Consider the following 17,211-nt stretch of genomic DNA (forward strand, 5'->3'; position numbering starts at 1 on the left):
TTTACTTAATTATTCAATTGCTGATAGAAAACATTGGATTTTTGCACCTTTTACAGATGCATTCGGATATTTTGATTTATACTTTTCAGTAAAGTCTAATACAATGATAATTGTATGGTCGTTTACTACGGCGAATCCGTGTTTAGATATGTTGTTGTTAAAGTTTAAGGTAAGGCTGTCTTTATCCCACTCGTAGGTTCCGGCCTTTTTATTATTGTCATAGTCGGATGAAGAATAATCAATTTCCACAGCTTTAGTATCTTTATCAAAAGAGTATAGTATTCCCGTTCGGTTCTTGGCAATTTCTTTTAATTCGCTCTCTATTATTTCTCGAATGTGCAGGTCACCACCATTTATCCAAGTGCTGGAGGAATCTCCTTTTTCTATGAACTTTCCGGAAAGGTAGTCGGAAATAACTTCAATCTCTGCAAAATTATCAGGATTTCTTAAGTCACGCAGATATATGGAAGTGTTTCCTACACTGTTTCCTGTGATTAGGATTGCCTTACTATCATTTTGAGGTTCAACTGTTGCTATTCGAGGATTTTCAGACTGTAATCCAAGCCCCATTTGGAATTTTTCTAAATCAGACAATATATATACAATTCTTTTTCTCCTGCTAAAATATGTATGGAGTTGCTACTTAATTCAATGGGTTCACAATTTAGTTTGTCTTCGTTTGAGCAGCTAATTGTAAATATACAGAATATCAGAAATAACAGTTTCACTTGTCTATCTACTTTTGTATCGATCAAAATGTAAGCCCTCCTAATTGAATTATTTCATTATCCTTCCAGACATAATTAACTTTTACTTCTGTGATACCGGCATCAGGATATCGTTGCTGATATTCTGATGTTTTGTCACTCTGTAGAATATATCCGTGTGACATTCCTGTAGCAAATTTGAAGCCGAATTTCTCTGTTTTATCGTCATACATTAGGGTTAAAGAGGTAATGTTCCATTCGTATGTACCTTCTTTGAATATCCCCGAATCAGTTTTCATTGTGAACTTTTTGGTTTCTTGATTGAATGTATAAGTGGCACCGATGAATGGCTTTTCTTTTTCTCGTAACTCAATTTCTATCTCTGGAGGGATTCTTAGATCTATTGCTTTTATTATTATTCCCGGAGAACCAGGATGACCTTCGAGCGGAATTCCCCAATTGATAATTTCCGAGCTGTTGAAGTATATTACATATACGTAGATCTCACATACTATCTTATTATTGTCAGTATCAATAAGTCGTATCATGGTGCTCCCACTTTTGTATGTAGCGATGCATACGCCCATTTCGTCAAGAGTTGCAGTTGCAATTTCTTGATTTTCTGATTCTAACTTATAGTTGTGCTCTGTTAAGTCTGTTTCTATGATGACATGCCTTGTGTCTCCTTCCCATATAGAAACTGATTCCTTTTCAACTTCGTATGGTTGTTCTTCAGAGCAACCATACGAAGATGCCAGTAATAATACGAATAGTAAAAATCTATCAATTCTCATACTTTTAAATGTTTGTTGCAAATATATGCTAATATGGGTGATAATCCCTTTGTTTTACTGGCTAATAAAGTCTTTATTGCTTATTCCACGTGGACTTCTACGATCGTAAAGATATTGTTTGAACGGATATAAAGGTCAAATGTTCCATAAGGTCCGTTGACAATGTCAGGTGCTTTAGTTAGGGTTATTCTTAATTTGTTATTGGCATATGTTACATTTAATCCTTTTATACCTGCGCTATGTTCTTTCAAGAAAAACTCAATATCTTGGGGTAATGCTAATTCAACCGTTTCACCTATGCGGTAAAGGCTTCCAATATTATACCTATATGCAGGCAGTCCATTATTGTTAGGGAAAACAGATATATATTTTACAATTGCACCGATATTCATGTCACTATTTACTATTTTAGATACAACATAGGCTTGATAATAACTTGTTTCTACTTGAATAGCGTAATTGCCTGACGGAAAATCTATCAGTGTATTTTTATTAAAAATCTGATAAATATGCCCGGGTGTAACCGCCACTTCGTGTGTGAGGTTGGTTAACGAGGGCAGAATATTTGCTCCAACTCCTGCGCCATTTCCTACGTCAGAAATGAAATTTTTAGATGTGATAAAATTATTGGCTTCATTGATGTAAACATTTGATTCACCTAAATAGGTTTTTCCATTATGCTCATTAAGCATATTGAGTGTGATGGTGTCTGCCGGATCATCTGGTGTGTCATCATCACTACAATTAACGAAACACATAGTACAAAGGGATAATAAGAAAATCCCAACTATTTTCTTTGTATTCATTTTTTTAATTTCTTAATTTATCAGGAACTTAGTTTGACTTGTTGCTTAGAAATATTTTATCGATATAATAGTCAATACTCTTTGAAGTATTGCGGAATAATAGTTGAAGCTTGTATTTCCCTTTAGGATATTCTTCTTGAGAAGGTAAAAAGAACCTTATTTTGGCGCTTTCATGAGAAGGTATTAAATATCCAAGATCATTTTTTACATAATTATCCGGATAAACTAAAGGAATCCATGAATTATTACTTTCTCTATAGTGCAAGAAAGTATTGCTAATATAGATAATTGTATCGTTTGTATTATTAGTAATTTCTGTTTTCAAGAATCCGTCTTTTGAGCAGGGGGCTTTTAATAAAAAGCGCACTTTTATATTCTCATTTTCTCTTGTAATAAATTCTTCCCCCTGCATTTGTTTTTCTTCTACAATCGTTTCTCCTGGCTCGATGGAATTAATGAAATGTGATATATCCATTTTATATGAATTAAGAGAGTCGATACTATTTTCATATTCAAGGTTTACAGTGCTTTTAGAATTGCCTGTTTTATTATGACAACTGATTAGCATGAATAAAACAATTCCATTGGTTAGCAAAATCGATATTAATTTGAGCATAAGTTAAGTATGAAATGGATTGGATAAGTTACTTATCCAATCCATTGGTAATTATTAGTTGAAATGAGCATTTAGTTTTGATGCTATATTATCAACCTTAACAAATATAGATGTGAAAGCTGTGCTTCCTTTATGTATACCTATTACTTTTTTACTATCTGTAAGATATACTGGTCCCCCGCTATCTCCGAACGCACTTAAATATGTAGCTTCACCCATATCTGTATAGTATATTCCATCGGCATTTACATTTGCATTGGTACTTGTAATATAACCTTCAGATTGAGCTATAGTCTCTCCTAACTTGGTTACATTATCTCCTGCCCAAATATTATATTCTTCTCCAGTAAGATTTCCATTATTGGGAACGATGGAGAAATTAGTTATACTAATGAATGCTGCATCAACGGAACCACCTTGGATTGAAAAGTCACAATTACCGATTAGTGTGTTATTATAATATGCCGGGTCACCCGTGTTATAAGCATGTCCTGCAGTAACAAAACCGTCAGTGTTAAATCTAGTAGCTCTATATCCCATTGACGCAGTGCCTTTAGGTGTGCCTATAGAACTTCCTGGCGATAATGAGTGGTTTTGAAATTCTCTTGTGCATTGTTTAAATACAATTCCTGAAAAGTTCACTACTTCTGATTTAAACTCTTTTATTTCCATTTCATTAGATTTGTCAAGTTCTACCACGACACAGTTCTCAAAATCATTCAGATAATAGTATCTTATATTCTTGGCAATTTGAGAATCTTTATTACTGCTAATAAATGAAGTTATTTTGGTTAGAACATTATTCAGCTCCGTATAAGAATAATTGCCTTGTGTATATATGACATCATTCTCACCTATTAACCTTATAAGAGTGGCTTTGGTACTTTCTATTTCTCCTTTAAGAAAAACAACAAGTTTACCATCCCCGTTAATATAACTTCCCCCATAATAGTCCGGATAGTCACTAGTACTTAATGAACGAGTTTTTGTCATTCCAAATGATTCTAATAATCTTATACCAGCCTCACGAGCTTTTTCATTGTTTCTTTTTACAATGTTTGGCTGTTCGTTGTTTTCTCTTTGAAGTACATCGTCTGAAGAACATGATGATACGACTAATCCGAAAAACAGCAGAATGGTCAAAGGTAACAATAATTTTTTCATAAGCGGATAATTTGAATTAATAAATGATACGTATTTTACCTCTTCCTTAAAAGGATTGTCTTTTTTATTGGTGAATATCTATTAATGCTCTTCATTACAAACCGAATATTCTATATCGTTGATATAAAGTCGTCATTGAAACTGATTTTACAGGTATGCTGTTTACCCAATCTAAGATTCCGTATGCATCAAGAATATAATCATCGTCGTAGTATGCAAAACAATATAACGATGTCGGGTTGTAGATATACCAAATATTGGTGTTTGTGTTTTTAAACTTGTACATTCCAGCCTCATCTACATCGTTTATTGAAAATGATAATGTGGTTTGTAGGATAGGATTTATTACTTTATTCGGATTGGCTTTGATAGCTAGTTTATAATATTTGCTCTTTTCATTTTTAATAGCATTACTTTTTTCGGTAAAGGTTGCGGCAACACTGTTCGCTTTTAATTTTACATCGGATTGACTTGCAGCACTTGAGTTTGAGAAAATGAGCTTATCTCCTTGTCTTGTATTTAGCACAGGTACAATATCATATAATTTCTCTCCCGAGCTACTTTTGCGGACGTATACTTTCATTATTTCTATATACGGTTCTTCAAGTTGTTCTTGGTGCTGAAAATCCATGTGGGTGTCGTTATATCTTTGCTTAAAGTTTTCTTCCAAAATAAAATCCGATATTGGATAGAGCCCACCATCTTGAATGTCAATCATTGTATGTGTTCTTGAATCATTTAATGATTGAAGCCAACTCGTTAAATTAATGGATGTACTTTTAACGTCATAAGGAGGTGTTGCAACATTATAACCATAAGCACCGCCCAATGTTTTGATAGATACATGTAATTCGGAAAAAGATTTAGTCTCTGTAGAAGAATTGCCATCTTTTGTTCCAACAGAAAAATCTCCTGAAACAGAGTCCTTGTTCCATGAATAAGTTGCGTTTATTGATTTATCCATGTCGCGCTCTTTACTATTGAAATCTGTACTTTGTGTGTCAAGACCATAGTATAAAGCCGATGCCCGCCCACCTGTATAATAGCTTGTTAAGACAAATTCTCCGTAACTTTGAATTAATTCTACCATGGATGAATTATAAAGGGCATCTACAAATAATTCGTCCAAATAATCTGCCGAAATTCTTCTCAATGCACTAGGTGCTGTTTGTAAGGATATCATTCCATTAATAACTTCAACACTAAGTTCTCCGTGTACTGCTTGTTCGGAATTACTTGTGTTATGCTTGAAAATATCGGTTACAGTTTTCTTTCTTCCCAGTTTGAACGGACCAATATTTAGTGAGAATCCGGATTTGACAGTTTTAGTAAACGATGAAGTTGTTTCTAAGCGTTCGAAGCTGGCGTATGACATGGCTTCTGTTGACGTTGTCCTTAACTCTTTGGCAATTATATATGAAGGATATCTTTCAAGTAGCTTTTCCATATTAACAATTGGAAATCTCGCATTTGAAAAGTCCCCGATAATTGATGTTCCGTTTTCTATGGCATAAGAATTTCCAAGAAAATCAGTAGCATCGGTAAATGATGTCCTAGTACTGGGTCTGGGTGCTATCTTTTTAGACCAAACTTTTGGTAGATTCGGGTCACGTTCTTGCAAGATGATTTCTGATGTTGAATCATCCTGATTGTTTAGCGAAGCAGAATCACTTATTTCGTCTTCATTGTTACATGATGCTATAACAAACAATATGATACATGAAAATATAGTAAATTTTCTCATATAGGTCTATTTTTTTAATATGATTGGTGATGATTGACTTGCATTTCTGGTGTTCACTCTTCTTTTTACACTTTGTTGAGTATCCAAGTTTGTCTCTTCTAAATCAACATCGGATATTTCATCTACATGAATCCTTCCGCTCCAACGTCCAGGCAATTTGGCTATTCTAGCATCTTTATCTTTTTCTTTATATTCAATTGTGGCAACATAGTCTACTGATACATCATACTCTTTAAAATAATAGGTCACCGTGAGTTTTGTACGTGGAGAAACTTTGACAGGTTCTATATGCTTTAATGTATTTTCCATTACTCTGCGTACATTGGGCTGGTATTTTGTATCAATTGGTATACTTGCATTAGGAACAAGATCTATTTCTCCTAATGTAACTGTAGGGCGTGCAAATAGCATATCTGAAGCTGGAACCTTAAATGCTATTCCCTTTTCTTCTTTAAAATAGGAGTCCTCTTGTATAGCCTTTTCAAATACGAGGTTCTCTCGTATAAATTGGGATGAAGAGTTTGTTATGGCTCGTTTGATAGAGACATTCTCCCTTTGGGTCACAGTTGCGGAATATGGATTGATAAATTCTAGGCTTTTCAGTGTGAATACAGCATCAGGGGTGATAGTAAATTCCTGTTGGGCTCTTTGTGTATATTGGCTGAAACCAACATTATTAGCTTGTATATCTACCACATAATTGAATACATCCCACCATGAACCACTACTTCCTTGGCCAAGATATAGCTCATTTTGAAGGACATAAGTTCCTGGATTATTAGTAGCAGGTATAATGTCCCAGGAATCCATGGCTCCTGTAGTGGAATTACTGCTCATTGCAAGTAATATTTTTGATTCCGGATTACTAGTGTAATGTCCTACAGCTAGACGAGTTTTCGAGTAGTTTGAATAAATTAAATAGGGTATGCCGGTAATTGATGAGGGAATTTGGACATAGAATTTACCATAAGAGCCAGGATTATATCCCTCATAGGTCACTCTCTGTCCCCAACCAGTACATGATAAATATCCACCTCCAGTGCTAAGTGTGAAGGGTAACTCTCTAATAGCCCACATATTTTCTGAAAAATATTGGCTATAGTTACTTGAAGCTACTGATCGTGTCTTCGCTTTCTTTAGTTCATCTATCCTTTCTTTTAATGCTTTTAGCTCATCTGTCATTTCAGACAATTCATAACTTTCTAATTGAAGGCTATCCGATTCCAATCCTGATAAGTTCAGTTTTTCTGTAGATGACTGGATCTCATTTTCAATCTCACTTTCGCAAGAGTACAATAACAAGGTGATGCAAGGCAGCACCAATAAGAATCTAAAAATGTTTCCCATAATTATTAGTTTTATAGGGTTTATAAAGTTTGATATTTTTATTATTTATCGTTGATTATTCGATTTCAAACTCTCCAATGAAAGTTATGTCTTTTTCTATGTAGAGAAGTTCATAATGACCGACTCTGTAGCCTTTCAAATCAATCTTATAAGTTTTTTGCTCATTAGGAGTTAATATCACATCTTGGAAGATAATATTTCCCAGTTGATCTTTTACTTGGAAAGTAACTTGATCGTCGATGTCTTCAAGAAAACGAACTTCAATAGAGTTTTCGTCTTGGGTAGCTTCTATTGGGATAGAATTTGGTGTTTTTTGGCATTTATGCCATCTTATAATTTTAGTTCTTTGTGTTGATAGATTATTGGCTTCTATTATCATGAATGGAATGCCAATTAATAATAGTAAAATGCTTAGTTTTCTCATATCTTTGATTGTTTTTTGCAAATTTATGGAGATATGAGGGGGAATGCAAATAAAAGAAGTTTTTCAGCGTGGACAAACAGTGCTTGATAATCAGTCGCTTATGATGTTTTGCGTGGACATCCTTTTATGTTGCTGATTATTTCTTCCTAAGAAGAGGATATTAGTGCATGTTTTCAATTAAATAATCATACAATGTAGCATTATTATCTGGTAATATTATATTCAGTTTTTGTCTAAGTCTGAGTCTTTTTTTTCTTACTGAGTCGACTGTAATGTTTAGTAACTTTGCTTCTGTGTTAGTGTCAAACCCTGATATATATAAACAGCAATACCAAAAGTCTTGCTCTGGTAAATCTGGGCATCGACTATATATGTATTTACGTAAATTCGGATAAATATATGTTATTTCATCTGCAATGAGTTTCCATTGCTTGTCTGTTATTAATGGCTTGTTATTTCTGGGCTTATTTTGGTTGGCTAGGTGTATTAGTTCTTTATGTAAAGGTGAATTCTCTAGAATTTTATTTTGCAATTGTTTATAGTTGGTGGTTAGGAGACTTATTTCTTCCTGCATTTCCTCATAGCTCTCATTTTTCTCCTTAAATGTATCTAACAATCTTTTTTTCTTTTCCAGTTCTAAAGAAACATAAAGCAAATCTGTCTTTATTCGGTTCAACTCTTCTTGTTGTCTTTGGATTTTCTCTTTTGCTTTCTTTCGATATAGTAGATATCCTATTATTATTAATAATAGGATTCCAATGCATATAACTAAAACTATAATGTAGCTTTGCTGTTTAATTTTTAATCTATCTACTTCTTTGCTGATCTTTAAATGATTATATTTAGACTCTATGTTCAATATCTTAGATTGGTTATCAGCATATATGATTGAATCAGTTATTTCGACGTATTCTTTCAGATTAGTAAGAGCTTCTTTATAATTCTTTTCTTCATTATAGATTTGGTAGTATAAATATTTAATGCTGTATGTATACTTTGGATTATCTTGTGGTATTTTGGATAGTAGCTCTTGTGCTTTGTTAATAGCCCCCGATGCAATATATAAGTCTATCAGTGCCATATAATCGGGCATTGTTTCTCTTCCTACCAATGCTTTGAGAAAGTATTCTTCAGCTTTATCATATTTATTTTGCATTGCATAAATATTCCCTAAGGCATTGTCTATTGATGCAGTGACTTCGATATTTTTAGTATTACGTGCTACAGAATCAGCTATAGTTAGAATTTTTAAAGCGCGTGATAACGAGTCTATGCATGCATATTCGCGTCCTACATCTCTTAATGCGCAAGCATAGCTATCTGTATTATTTTCTTTTTTGAAGCATTCGGCAGCAGCCTTATATCTTTTGATAGCTTCTGTCCGCATGAATTTCTCTCCATATAAATCGCCTATATAGCTATATGTATATCCGGTGAGGTTATTAAGCTTATTCTTTTCTGCAATGTCCAGTGCATTGGTATAAATAGACATTGCTTTATCATAATCTCCATCAGCAAAATAGGATCGACCTAAATAAATCAAGATTTGCACTTGTTCGTCAGGGCTACCATGTGAGGAATACCAGTCATAGGCTCTTTCTAATTGGTAAGTTGGTAGGATGCTATTAAAAATTTCGTCTGTAATCTTTCCTGATAACATACACCAGCGTGCAAAGGTTTTGTTGTCTAGTTTTTCAGGAGATGATATACCTTTTAGTAGGTTGGATGCACTGTCAGGATTTATGGCAATGGCCTTTCCTACTTCATTTAGTAGTCTGTCAGATACGGATTGTTGTTTGTTGCATCCTGATAGCACTAATATAGATGTTATAATTATAGCAATACTCTTTCTCATTTGTCTGTCGTGGTTTAGTTTCATTGTAAAAGTAATCTTTATTTTCTATATTATGCTCTTTTATAGGGAGATTATTTTAGTTCGGGGAAATAATAATTAGTACTGTCTATATCATACATTAAATTAATTTCAAATCTGCTTTTACTTTATTAAGTTCATGTGATCTAATTTGATTATTTCCCAGCTATTAATAGACTCTTTCTTATTTATAGTGAGAAAAGTTCCTTTCTATTAATACCTAAATTACTTTACTATAATTCTAAACTTGTTTTTCATTAATCGCAATCTATAATTGCAAGTTGCAATTATATAAATGAAGCTTTTGATTTTATAAATGAAAGCTTTGTTTATAAAAACAAAAGCTTCATTTAGAGATTGCCTTTAATGTTAGTAATCTTTTCTATTAGTGAAAAGGAAGTTTGGCATCAATAGAGAATAAGTTTATATCTAATAGATTGGAATCAGTCTATTAATCAAAATTCGGCAGAAAGGTATAGTGAATCGGGTGAAACCTATGTGAAAGGCAGCCCTTCACCCGAAATCCCTTTATTCATTGATGTTTCAGAGTGGTGAAGGAGGTGAATGTCATGTTTAAAGAAAAGTTGCAGATGTGTGTAAGATAAAACATCTTGCACGCATCTGCAACGGTATCTTGCACAGGTTTATACTGCTATTAATCAAATAGATAAACTCTGGTTAGTGTAAGATGCAAGATAAAATCGAACACTAAAAGGTTCTGTGGAAGTTCCGGAAGTTATCCCAAAAGCTCTTTTACTTTTGCGGAAATGGCACGTCCTTCTGCAAGTCCTGCCAGCTTCTTGGAGGCAACTCCCATGACCTTACCCATGTCTTTACCGCTCGTAGCACCTGTCTCTGCGATGATTTCCTTCAAAGCAGCTTCCAGTTCTTCGGCACTCATCTGTTTCGGCAGGTATTTTTCCATAACGGCTACCTGACCCAATTCTACGTCAGCCAAGTCCTGGCGACCCTGTCCGATATAGATTTCAGCAGAATCTTTTCCTTGTTTTACAAGTTTCTGGATAATCTTCAAAGCGGCATCATCTGTCAATATATCGTTAGCTCCCGGAGCTGTCTTAGCTTCGAGGAAGAACTTCTTTATATTTCTCAAAGTTTCGAGGGCTACTTTATCTTTCGCCTTCATTGCGTTTTTAATGTCTTCGCTGACTTGATCGAATAAATCCATACTATTATAATTATAAATTGAAGATTAAAAATTAGATCTGAAGCCTGATGCTGTGGGACTATAATTTTCGTTCTTAAACTCTTTGTTTAGAATGTAATTACGCCGTTATCATCCGTAGCTTCTTCTGTTGCCACTTCTTCTTCCAATGCAGCTTTTGTCCGGATTTTAGTAAGAGTCGTCTTATCACGCATGTACGTGGGAGAATCTTCTACCATGGCGATGATATCGTCGTTGTCCAAATCTTCCGTGTTGAAAAGATAGATGTGACGGCGTTTGCGGAGGCTCTTGCTTCCGATATTGCTGGCACTTTCTCCGTATGCCTTGCGGATACGTTCTTTGTTCTTCTCTTTCTCTTCTTCCAGTTGCAGTTGGCGTTCTTCCTCTTCCTGGCTGCGTGCAGCGTGCAGGCTGTCCATTCCGGGGACGTCTTCTACACCGAATCCGGTTGCCAGTACGGTGATCTTTACTTTTGTATCCAGTGAGTTGTCGATGGCAACACCCCAGATCACTTCCACTCCTTCGCGGAATTTGCTCATGAACTCGTGTATCTCGTTCATCTCCTCCATCATCAACTCGGATGACGGGCAGAAAGAAACGTTCAACATAACCTTCTTGGCATTGAAAATATCGTTGTTGTTGAGCAACGGAGAATGCAGGGCATCGTCGATTGCTTTCGTCACACGATTTTCTCCTTCGCCGAATCCGGTACTCATGATCGCTACTCCGCCATCTTTCAGGATGGTTTTCACATCGGCAAAGTCGAGGTTGACCGTACCACGCATGGTGATAATCTCGGCAATACTCTTGGCAGCGATGGAAAGAGTGTCATCGGCTTTGCCGAAGGCATTCATAAAGGTAAGGTCGGCGTATATTTCGCGCAGGCGTTCGTTGTTGATAACCAATAGGGCATCAACGTGCTGGGCGATACGTTCGACGCCGTCCAGTGCCTGGATGATTTTCTTTTCTCCCTCGAAGATAAAGGGGATGGTGACGATACCGACAGTCAGAATATCCATTTCCTTCGCAATGCGGGCGATGACCGGGGCAGCTCCTGTTCCGGTTCCTCCTCCCATTCCGGCGGTGATGAATACCATCTTGGTGCCGTCGTTCAGTTGTGCCTTGATATCTTCTATACTTTCTTCAGCGGCGTCGCGTGCCCGTTCGGGACGGTTGCCGGCTCCAAGCCCTTGCGTGATGCTACGGCCCAGTTGCAGTTTCACCGGGACAGGTGATTCGGCCAATGCCTGGTTGTCCGTGTTGCAAAGAACGAACGTTACATCATGGATGCCTTCCCGGTACATGTGGTTTACAGCGTTACCACCACCACCACCTACACCAATCACTTTGATGATTTTCGGTGAATCTGTCGGGAAATCGAATTGTACTATCTCGTCCATAATAATATGATTTCTGATTTATGATTTCTGGTTTCTGAACTCTGATTTTTGAATCTTGATTTATAAGTTATGATTTATGATATAGCGCGCAGCCAACTCATAAATCATAATTCATAAATCATAACTCACTTCATATCGTCGTCGGAGAAGATTTCTTTCGTCAACGAGTCGATCTTGCGCTGAATCCAGCTCGGACCGGCTTCTCTTTTCCGTCTTTCCTTCTCTTCCTTTTCCTTTTGCTTGCGAAGTTTTTCCGCTTCTTTGGCAGCTAACTTGGCTTCACGCTCTTCTTCCTCTTTCTTGAGGCGGGCGAGGCGGGCCTGTTCCTTCAGCTCCTGGTCGTCTTCAAATATGTCTGCGGTCCTATGCACTTCCGGCTCCGGTTTGGAGACTGGCGGTACAGGAGCAGCAGCTTGCGGGGCGGTTTCAGTCAGGCAACAGTTTTGGTTCCCTTCAAACAGTAGACCGAACAATGTGTTCTGTGAACCGTCTTTTTTTAGTATATTGTTGGGGGCATGGACCGTATTGCGTGGAAGTTTCGCCATCCGTATCTTTTCTATCTTGCTGCGTTTGCGCAAGGTTTCGTCCAAGTTCTTCAGGTTGGCGGCTCCTCCTGTTAGGATAAGTCCTGCCAGCAGTTTGTCTTCGTAGCCGGATAGCTGAATCTGGTTCCATACGTTGGCAACGATTTCTTCGGCACGGGCTTCGATGATATTATTAAGGTCTGCCACTTTGATGATACGGTTGTCATCCTCCAGTTTGCAGGTAGCTTCTTCCTCTTGTTCGGGATCTTCTTCGTAGAGGGCGTCACCATAGGCTTTTTTCAGGCGTTCGGCTTCTTCTTCCTCCATTTGCAGGGTGGTGATGTCACGCGTGATGCTGTTGCCTCCCAAAGGTAATACGGTGAGGAAGCGGAGAATGTTATTCTTATATACAGAGATGGTAGTCGTATCTGCTCCGAAGTCGATCAGTGCACAACCCGAACGGCGTTCGCTTTCTGTCAGTACGGCATTGGCTGTTACTAGCGGGGCGATCAGTTGGTCGGCAATGTCGATTTTTGCCTGCTGGAAGCAATGCTCCAGATTCTTGCGTACGGAAGCACGGGCAACGATGTTGAGGAAACGTCCTTCGATGTGGCTTCCTACCAGACCTACCGGGTTGGCTTGCAGATTATTGCCCACCTTGTATTCTTGCGGAGCTACGTCCAGTATATCCATATCAACCACCGGGATGGCAATGTTCTCATCACCGATAGCGCTTACAAGTTCTTCGGATATGATGGCTTCTTCTTCCAGGTCGCGGCTTACTACATTGCGGACTGTGCGGAGTGATTGTCCGCCGATGCCTACATATACCTTGGCAATTGAGTTTTTCAACTCACCTTCCAGTCTGTTGATGATCGAGGTCAGGCTTTGCGCTGTTTTGTCCAGATTGAAAATAACTCCTTTACGAATAAACGTAGAAGAGTCTTCCTGGGCATACGCTAATACCTGCATACTTCCGTCACTGTTCTTTCTTCCGGCCACACCGGTTATCTTCGATGAACCAAGTTCAATAGCGGCGATAAATTCTGTTGTTGCCATATATATTTATTTACGATTTTACGATTTACAATTTACGATTGAAAAAAGATTGTTCACTCCTCATCTGTCAACTATCAATTATCAACTATCATTTATTATCTATTCTCGTTTGGTGCAGATAATCTGGTTGTTGAATTCGAGATTGATACGCGAATATTTGTTCCAGCCTACCCGGTTGAGTCCTTTCTTGTAGAACTCCTTCAAACGTGCCAGTTTATCTTCAAAGTTTTCCAGTTTTCCGAGATAGACGAGATGGTCTCCCACACGCGGCACCAATTCGATGTTCTGGTCGGGCAACACATGAATCTGTTCTATCTGGGCGTCCCAGAATTTATTATTATGCAAAAATACACCAAACTTATATAAATCCTTCATTGCAAACGACTTTTCTACGTTTCCGGTGACAATTACCCGGTGAGCGACGCATTTTGCATCCGGTGGCATGACGGTTCCTTTGTTGTCAAGGTAGTAATTCTGACCGTTGGAGCTCATCACCCGAAGAATAGGGATACGTTGTGTCACTTCCACGCATACTTTGCCGCTGGGTGTTTTGTAACATTCGGCTTCGTCAATCAACGGATGTTTGCTTAGCTCCCGTTCCAGTGACTTGGTGGAGATGCGCTCCATCTTCTTCCCGATGGGGTAGATCCCTTTGTGCTGAAGGATACCTTTCAGCTCTTCTTTGGTGATGAAGCCGGCGTATGCGGTATCCTTGATAACCAATTCCATGTCACGGCAAGTCTGGTCGGCAGACTTGCGGTTGAATGCGGTGATAGCTACGGCGAGGTAGGCTATAAGCACCAGCATGACGATGGATAGAAGGATTCTCTTTACCATAGTTTTTTTATTAATGAAGAATTAAGAATGAAGAATGAAGAATTGCTGCGCATCAATACGCTGGATAGAGATTCTTCATTCTTCATTATTCATTCTTAATTTTTTTGTTTCTAATAGTTCCTTTATTTCAGGGACATAGTTGTCGATGTCTCCAGCCCCCAAAGTGATTAATACTTCAATGTTTTTATCTTTCAGAATGTTCAGTATATCTTCCTTTTTGCACATACTTTTTTCAATGCCCGGACGGAGATTGTCATAAATCAGTTTGCTGGTGACGCCCGGAATCGGTGCTTCACGTGCTGGATAGATGTCTACCAGAATCACTTCGTCGAGTAGCGACAGGCTATCGGCAAAATCTTGATAGAAGTCGCGGGTGCGGGTGTAGAGATGCGGCTGGAAGATGGCTGTGATCTTCTTGTCCTTGTAAAGTTCGCGCATAGACAACACGCTCTGTTTGATTTCAGAGGGGTGGTGGGCGTAGTCACTCAAAAAGACGATACGGTCGTTCTTGATCTTGAAGTCGAACCGGCGGTCTACTCCGCGGAAACTTGCCATGCCTCTTTTTATTTCTTCATCGGTCACCCCGTTAAGGTGTGCCAATGCCATGGCGGCTACGCCGTTTTCTATGTTGATGCTAACTGGAATTCCCAGTTGAATATCGTTGATACGGGTGTCCGGGGCAACAAAGTCGATGAATATTTCTCCGTTTCCGATGCGGATATTTTCTGCATGGAAGTCGCCTTCGTCACGTGAGTAAGTATAGACACGAACACCCGGCTGCACTTTGGGTTGCAGGGAGATGCCTTTGCGGATAATCAGTGCGCCACCCGGTTGGATAAGCGTGGTATAATGCTCGAAACTTTCCAGGTAGGCTTGTTCTGTGCCGTAGATGTCCAAATGATCGGGGTCGGTAGATGTAATTACGGTCATATAGGGCGACAGCCAGTGGAAAGAACGGTCGAACTCATCTGCTTCAATCACCGTGTAAGGGCTTGTTTGAGAGAGTAGCAGGTTGGTGCCGTAGTTCTTCGAGATTCCTCCGAGAAAAGCGGTACATTCCACGTGCGATTGATGGAGCAAATGGGCTGTCATTGTCGATGTGGTTGTTTTTCCGTGAGTACCTGCCACGCATAGACCTTTGCTCGAATGGGTAATTGTTCCCAATACTTGGGCGCGTTTCTGTATTTCGAATCCGTTGTTGCGGAAATAAACGATTTCTTCATGTTCCTGCGGAACGGCGGGCGTGTATATGACTAACGTGCTTTCTTTGTCTTTGCAGGCTTCGGGAATCAGGTCGACGTTTTCTTCATAATGTATTTGTGCACCTTCAGCGATCAGGGTTTCAGTCAATGGAGTAGGGGTACGGTCGTATCCGGCCACTATCTTTCCTTTGAAGAGGAAGTAGCGTACAAGTGCACTCATACCGATGCCGCCGGCACCTACGAAATAGACTGATTTTATCGTTTCTATATTCATTTCTTCTGTTTTTTATTTTAGTACGGATTACGTCGTTTGATCCCGGAGCTATACCGCTACTTCAACCTGTGTGTAATCCGATAATCTATTTATCTGTTTTTTGCTTCTGTTTATCAGCTCTTTGCTTCCGCCAGTTTGATAACCTCCTGTGCGATGATTCTCGCAGAATCGGGCAAAGCCAGCTTGGCGATATTCTCTGTCAGTTCTTTCAGTTTCTGTTCGTCATTGACGGTGGATAATGCTACATCCATCAAGGTTGTTTCCGCTTCACTATCTTTGACGTAGATAGCTGCCTGTTTGTTCACCAATGCTAAGGCATTCTTAGTCTGATGGTCTTCCGCTACGTTGGGCGAAGGCACTAAGATAACAGGTTTATGTAACAGGCAGAACTCTGAAATAGAACCTGCCCCTGCACGGGAAATCACAAGATCGGCTGCTGCGTATGCGGCTGCCATGTCTTTGATGAAATCCGTTACATATAGGTTCGGAAGTGTACCTGCAGCTTTCACGGCTTCTTTCACTTGCGGGTAGTAGTATTTGCCCGTTTGCCAGATGAATTGCACGTCCGTGTTTTCTTTGATGGTTGCCAGTCCGGCTGTCAGCGTATTGTTGATGGTACGTGCACCCAGACTGCCGCCTACAATCAGAATCGTTTTTTTGCCTGACTGTAAGTTGAAGGAGCGCAATGCTTCTTCTTTAGACGGCATATCCTTTGTCAGGTTTTGGCGGACAGGATTCCCCGTCATAATAATTTTGTCGGCAGGGAAAAACTTTTCCATTCCGTCATAAGCTACACAAATCACTTTTGCTTTCTGTGCCAGGAGCTTATTGGTCACTCCGGCATAAGAGTTTTGTTCCTGGATTAATGTCGGCACTCCCATCATTCCGGCAGTCTTCAATGTAGGTCCGCTTGCATATCCGCCTACGCCTACCGCCACTTGTGGGCGGAAGTCCTTGATAACTTTGCGTGCTTTCCACTGGCTGCGCATCAGTTTAATCAATACAGATACATTTTTCCATAAACGTTTGCGGTCGAATCCGGCAATCGGAAGCCCGATAATACGGTAGCCTGCATCGGGAACCCGTTGCATTTCCATACGTCCTTCAGCACCTACAAAGAGAATTTCTGCGTCGGGGCGTAGCTCTATTATAGCGTTTGCGATAGAGACGGCAGGAAAGATATGCCCTCCTGTTCCTCCACCACTGATAATAATTCTAAGTTCTTTTTTCATCCTAATTCTTTTTTCTATCCGCTGT

General features: G+C 38.9%; 15 protein-coding genes. All 15 read right to left on the minus strand.

Going from position 1 to position 17,211, the window contains the following annotated elements; translation table 11 throughout:
- Nucleotides 1-9: 9 nt before the first annotated feature.
- Nucleotides 10-594, minus strand: a complete 585-nt coding sequence (locus KTR06_RS08615) for a hypothetical protein (RefSeq protein WP_254306408.1) — start codon at nucleotides 592-594, stop codon at nucleotides 10-12.
- A gap of 157 nt (nucleotides 595-751) precedes the next feature.
- Complete coding sequence (locus KTR06_RS08620; protein WP_217290209.1) at nucleotides 752-1,501, minus strand: hypothetical protein; 750 nt, start codon at nucleotides 1,499-1,501, stop codon at nucleotides 752-754.
- 80 nt (nucleotides 1,502-1,581) lie between these two features.
- Entirely contained in the window at nucleotides 1,582-2,307 is a 726-nt protein-coding gene (locus KTR06_RS08625; protein ID WP_217290210.1) for a DUF5036 family protein, read from the minus strand.
- A 28-nt stretch (nucleotides 2,308-2,335) separates the two neighbouring features.
- The gene (locus tag KTR06_RS08630) at nucleotides 2,336-2,923 is read right to left on the minus strand and encodes a hypothetical protein (protein ID WP_008642761.1); all 588 of its coding nucleotides are present in this window, start codon (nucleotides 2,921-2,923) and stop codon (nucleotides 2,336-2,338) included.
- A 54-nt stretch (nucleotides 2,924-2,977) separates the two neighbouring features.
- Nucleotides 2,978-4,087, minus strand: a complete 1,110-nt coding sequence (locus KTR06_RS08635) for a S1 family peptidase (RefSeq protein ID WP_217290211.1) — start codon at nucleotides 4,085-4,087, stop codon at nucleotides 2,978-2,980.
- A gap of 94 nt (nucleotides 4,088-4,181) precedes the next feature.
- Nucleotides 4,182-5,831, minus strand: coding sequence for an MAC/perforin domain-containing protein (locus KTR06_RS08640; protein WP_217290212.1), 1,650 nt, complete (start codon nucleotides 5,829-5,831; stop codon nucleotides 4,182-4,184).
- 6 nt (nucleotides 5,832-5,837) lie between these two features.
- Nucleotides 5,838-7,178 carry a hypothetical protein gene (locus KTR06_RS08645; RefSeq protein ID WP_004309501.1) on the minus strand — a complete coding sequence of 447 codons (1,341 nt, stop codon included), beginning with the start codon at nucleotides 7,176-7,178 and terminating at the stop codon, nucleotides 5,838-5,840.
- Between the two features lie 55 nt (nucleotides 7,179-7,233).
- Nucleotides 7,234-7,602 carry a DUF3244 domain-containing protein gene (locus KTR06_RS08650; protein WP_004309503.1) on the minus strand — a complete coding sequence of 123 codons (369 nt, stop codon included), beginning with the start codon at nucleotides 7,600-7,602 and terminating at the stop codon, nucleotides 7,234-7,236.
- Between the two features lie 160 nt (nucleotides 7,603-7,762).
- Nucleotides 7,763-9,457, minus strand: a complete 1,695-nt coding sequence (locus KTR06_RS08655) for a lipopolysaccharide assembly protein LapB (protein ID WP_118219548.1) — start codon at nucleotides 9,455-9,457, stop codon at nucleotides 7,763-7,765.
- Nucleotides 9,458-10,211: 754 nt separating this feature from the next.
- The gene (locus KTR06_RS08660) at nucleotides 10,212-10,661 is read right to left on the minus strand and encodes a GatB/YqeY domain-containing protein (protein WP_004324390.1); all 450 of its coding nucleotides are present in this window, start codon (nucleotides 10,659-10,661) and stop codon (nucleotides 10,212-10,214) included.
- Nucleotides 10,662-10,747: 86 nt separating this feature from the next.
- Nucleotides 10,748-12,058 carry a cell division protein FtsZ gene (ftsZ, locus tag KTR06_RS08665; protein ID WP_004309506.1) on the minus strand — a complete coding sequence of 437 codons (1,311 nt, stop codon included), beginning with the start codon at nucleotides 12,056-12,058 and terminating at the stop codon, nucleotides 10,748-10,750.
- A 125-nt stretch (nucleotides 12,059-12,183) separates the two neighbouring features.
- Complete coding sequence (ftsA, locus tag KTR06_RS08670) at nucleotides 12,184-13,641, minus strand: cell division protein FtsA (RefSeq protein ID WP_004315397.1); 1,458 nt, start codon at nucleotides 13,639-13,641, stop codon at nucleotides 12,184-12,186.
- A 99-nt stretch (nucleotides 13,642-13,740) separates the two neighbouring features.
- Complete coding sequence (locus KTR06_RS08675; RefSeq protein ID WP_217290213.1) at nucleotides 13,741-14,478, minus strand: cell division protein FtsQ/DivIB; 738 nt, start codon at nucleotides 14,476-14,478, stop codon at nucleotides 13,741-13,743.
- Between the two features lie 75 nt (nucleotides 14,479-14,553).
- Nucleotides 14,554-15,954, minus strand: a complete 1,401-nt coding sequence (gene murC / locus KTR06_RS08680; protein WP_004315394.1) for a UDP-N-acetylmuramate--L-alanine ligase — start codon at nucleotides 15,952-15,954, stop codon at nucleotides 14,554-14,556.
- Between the two features lie 113 nt (nucleotides 15,955-16,067).
- Nucleotides 16,068-17,186 (minus strand): undecaprenyldiphospho-muramoylpentapeptide beta-N-acetylglucosaminyltransferase, encoded by a 1,119-nt coding sequence (murG, locus tag KTR06_RS08685; RefSeq protein WP_217290214.1) that lies wholly within the window; start codon nucleotides 17,184-17,186, stop codon nucleotides 16,068-16,070.
- Nucleotides 17,187-17,211 lie beyond the last annotated feature (25 nt).

The sequence above is a fragment of the Bacteroides sp. MSK.20.12 genome (genome assembly GCF_019052435.1).
GTDB classification, from domain to species: domain Bacteria; phylum Bacteroidota; class Bacteroidia; order Bacteroidales; family Bacteroidaceae; genus Bacteroides; species Bacteroides xylanisolvens.